We start from the raw sequence: 3,392 nt of genomic DNA on the forward strand, positions 1-3,392 counted from the left end.
TTTTCTTCGGCAAATAATTTAGTTCTTCTGTGAATTTTTTCCCACATTTCTCGCATCTCATCTGACGACGATTGATTCTCAGATATAATGCCTGTTCTCCAAAGGGTAAATCTCGGATTGTTAATTCATTGTTTTGATGAACTTTTTCCGTTTTACTTCCACAATGAATGCACTGGCTTTCTCTTGACATATTTTCTAAATGTAAAACAATTCCTATATCGGTAATAATTTGATAATTGGTAACGACAACTCCTTCTAGGTGAAGTAGCTCGGTCATTAACTTTAATTGTGGATTTGATGGCATAAGTATAGCTGGTGTCTAAAATTGCTGGTCTTGGCTGTTTATATTTTAACCAATAAATTGCTGTATTGCAAGCATAGTGAGCTTTTAAAGATAAATTATTGTTTTATTGGTCAGCAATAATTGTCTGTTTTTTATTTAATTTTACATGACAAGTTCGGAAGAGCCAGAGTTTTTCTCCTTATGAAAGAAAGAAAGTATTTAACTGGAGACTAGGCTTGTATCACCTGTCTGCTTTAAGATTAAACGCTATCCAAATAGATTGCAACCCCTCGCAAAGGTTGTTTTAGAACATAAAAAAGCTAATTAAGTTTAATTTGGGGAAAAGAAATTAATGGAAAAACGAATTATTGGCTCTTCGTTACTTGTTATGGTTCGATAGGGGGGCATAAATCGACTAAATCCTTATCTGGCAAGAGACTTAATTGATTAGTTCGCTCTAAATAAAAAACAATTGACAAAAATCGCTAAATGCCTTTCTATATAAGGGTTCCATCCCTTATAACCCCTGTCCATTGCATAACACAAACCGAAGAGCCGAATTATTCTTCCAGCAGACTTTATACTAAACCCCTGTATTGACCCATGATACGTCGAACATAAATACTTGATTTATGTTCAAAATTCATAAAAAACCTAAAGTCACTGGTATGACTTTAGGCTTCTTGAAAAACAGCAGAAACTTTTATTGCCAGGGGAGCATCTCACTTATGCAAGTGAGTAATTATACTTATCGCTAAAACTTGCTTCTGGTAAGGCTTTCAAAATAGCTTGACATAAAACTTAATTTAGGAGTTACAAAGGTGAGATGCTCCCTATTGCGAGAAGAATTACACGCTAGTCTTAATTTTTATTTCAAGCTTGTAAGGTGGGCATAAACCCACCTCATATCTTACTCATTCACTAACTCGTATTTTATCTCTTGAATCTTCTCCTTTACCCAGCCGTCAAACAACTCGACACGGATTTGCAAAGCCAACTCCTCGGTTAACTTCGGCTTAACAATTTCCTCGACGAAAATCAGGTGAAAAGCTCGATCGCCTTGCAGCGGTTTCAACAATCGAGAAGAATCCGATGCGAAAATTGCGGCCGAAAGATTCGGTCGTAAATCCTTACGGTAAACAGTACCGCGATAACCTCCCTTGCGTCGTAATTCCACATCCTCGATATAGCGATGCGCTACTTCCTGAAAGCTGATTTCCTCCTCCTGAATCGATTCATACAACTCCTCCGCCATCGCCTGATCTGCTAACACCACCTCATAGATCACCGCGCCGGTATAATCTAGCTGGTGTTCCACAAAATAGGATTCAATTTTGTCTGCGAAAAGATGTTCGACTAATTTACCCGATAGTAAATTGAATTGAACGATCGCCTCGAAATCGTCTAGGGATAAGCCCTGTTTTTGCAACCAATTCCATGTATCTTTGGCGTTATGTAATCCTTTGGCGAGACGGAATTGATCGGCCGCCTGTTGTAACTCGTCAGTTGTGTTTTTAATCCCCGCTTCCGTGGCGGTTTCGGTGATGATTTTCCGAGCGATAATTCCCTCAACTATTTCGGGAACTTTCCCCGATAGCTTAAGCTGTTGGATAAGGTCTTGATTGGTGATGGTGATACTATGGGACATAATGACTCCTGAAACAGTTATGCGAAATTAATTTCCTAGTTGAGATAGGCAAGAGGGTTAGCGAGGAGTGTAAGTAATTTGGCTTCGATACCTAAAAAAACTAGAGTTTTAACCCGTCTTTTTGCAGATCCTTAAAGGGATCGAGGATGTAATCGATCACCCGACGCTGACGGACGATCGCTTCTGCGGTAGCCGTATCCCCCGGATTGAGGGGAATACATTGATTTCCCTTTTGAATACAGGAGCGATCGAGTTGAATTTCTAGCTCGAAAACGTTAATTTTTCCGTTTGGCGTTTCCTTTTCGATCGCTGTCGGTGATTTCTTGGTGATCTTGCCGCCGATAATGCCGTAATCCTGAAAAGGATAGGCATCGAACTTGACTTTTATCGGCATACCGGCGCGGAGAAATTGACTTTGATCCGTGGGCATTTCTGCCTTGAGAATAAACCGCGATCCTTTCGGTGCTATCTCCGCGATCCGCGTTCCCGACTGTACCACCGCACCCGCGCGTTTAATCGGTAATGAAAAGATCGTGCCGTCGGTGTTCGTCTTTAAAACCCTCTGACTTAGTTGGATTTGGAGCGCTTGCCGTTGGCTCTCGCTTTGGGCGATTTCCGATGCCAGTGTTCCGATCTCCGTTTCTAGATTTTTAATCTGCTCCTGTATCCTTAAGAGTGCCAACTCGTTGGAATGGCGGAGACTTTGATAACCCCGCTGCCGCTCCTGTAATTGCAGACGCGCTTGGGCGATATCCGCGCCCGTTTGTTGACTCGTCTGACGGTAGGCGCTTTCTAATTCCGCTAGTTTATGTTGATTTTCTTTTACCTCCGCTTTTCCCCGCTCGTAGAGTTGTTGGCGCTCCTTGGCATTATCCTCGCGCTCGATGAATTGTACCTGGGAGATTGCGCCATCCTCCCACGCTTTTCGGTAGCGATCGACTTCTTTTAAAGCCGTTTCATAACGACTTTTGAGAATCGGGTAATCGGTTTGACTGCGTGCGAGGGCGATTTTCGCTTGATTTACCCGCGCCTGTTGTTCTTCTAGGGATATTTTGGCCTTCTTGATTAATGCGTCCACATTCTCCCGCGCTTGTTCGATCGAGGCTTCTTTTTCCGCTGCTGCCGCGCGATTTTGTTGGCTTTGGGTGGTTAAAGAAATCTCTAACTGACTTTTGACAAGTTTCTGTTGGGAAAGACGGCTTTTTTGTCCTTCTATTTTCTCCTCGATTTGTTGTATTTCTTGGCCGATTAATAAGGAATCTAGGGTTAAAATCGGTTGTCCTGCTTTCACCTCTTGGCCTTCACGGACATAGATTTTTTCCCTGACAGGGGGACAAGCAAGCTGAAAAGCTTATGTAGCATGGAATACAGATACAGACTCCAAAAAAAGATAAGTCATATTTACCATATATGACCTAAATAACGAAAATGATAAGTGAACTATACCAGAAAGTGTTAGAA

General features: G+C 41.9%; 3 protein-coding genes. All 3 read right to left on the reverse strand.

Annotated features, from left to right (window positions below; translation table 11 throughout):
- A partial coding sequence (locus ACOCD9_RS18985; protein ID WP_419548184.1) for a transposase family protein occupies positions 1 to 277 on the reverse strand: 277 nt, incomplete at its 3' end.
- Positions 278 to 1,193: 916 nt separating this feature from the next.
- Positions 1,194 to 1,931 (reverse strand): foldase protein PrsA, encoded by a 738-nt coding sequence (locus ACOCD9_RS18990; RefSeq protein WP_287701057.1) that lies wholly within the window; start codon positions 1,929 to 1,931, stop codon positions 1,194 to 1,196.
- A gap of 100 nt (positions 1,932 to 2,031) precedes the next feature.
- Positions 2,032 to 3,246 carry an HlyD family efflux transporter periplasmic adaptor subunit gene (locus tag ACOCD9_RS18995; protein ID WP_287701059.1) on the reverse strand — a complete coding sequence of 405 codons (1,215 nt, stop codon included), beginning with the start codon at positions 3,244 to 3,246 and terminating at the stop codon, positions 2,032 to 2,034.
- Between the last annotated feature and the right edge of the window lie 146 nt (positions 3,247 to 3,392).

It is taken from the genome of Microcystis sp. (genome assembly GCF_048564745.1).
GTDB lineage: Bacteria > Cyanobacteriota > Cyanobacteriia > Cyanobacteriales > Microcystaceae > Microcystis > Microcystis ichthyoblabe_A.

Bases quoted from the DNA above. Each gene is read 5' to 3' on its own strand.
- ACOCD9_RS18990 (WP_287701057.1), bottom strand. From the start codon at position 1,931: ATGTCCCATAGTATCACCATCACCAATCAAGACCTTATCCAACAGCTT.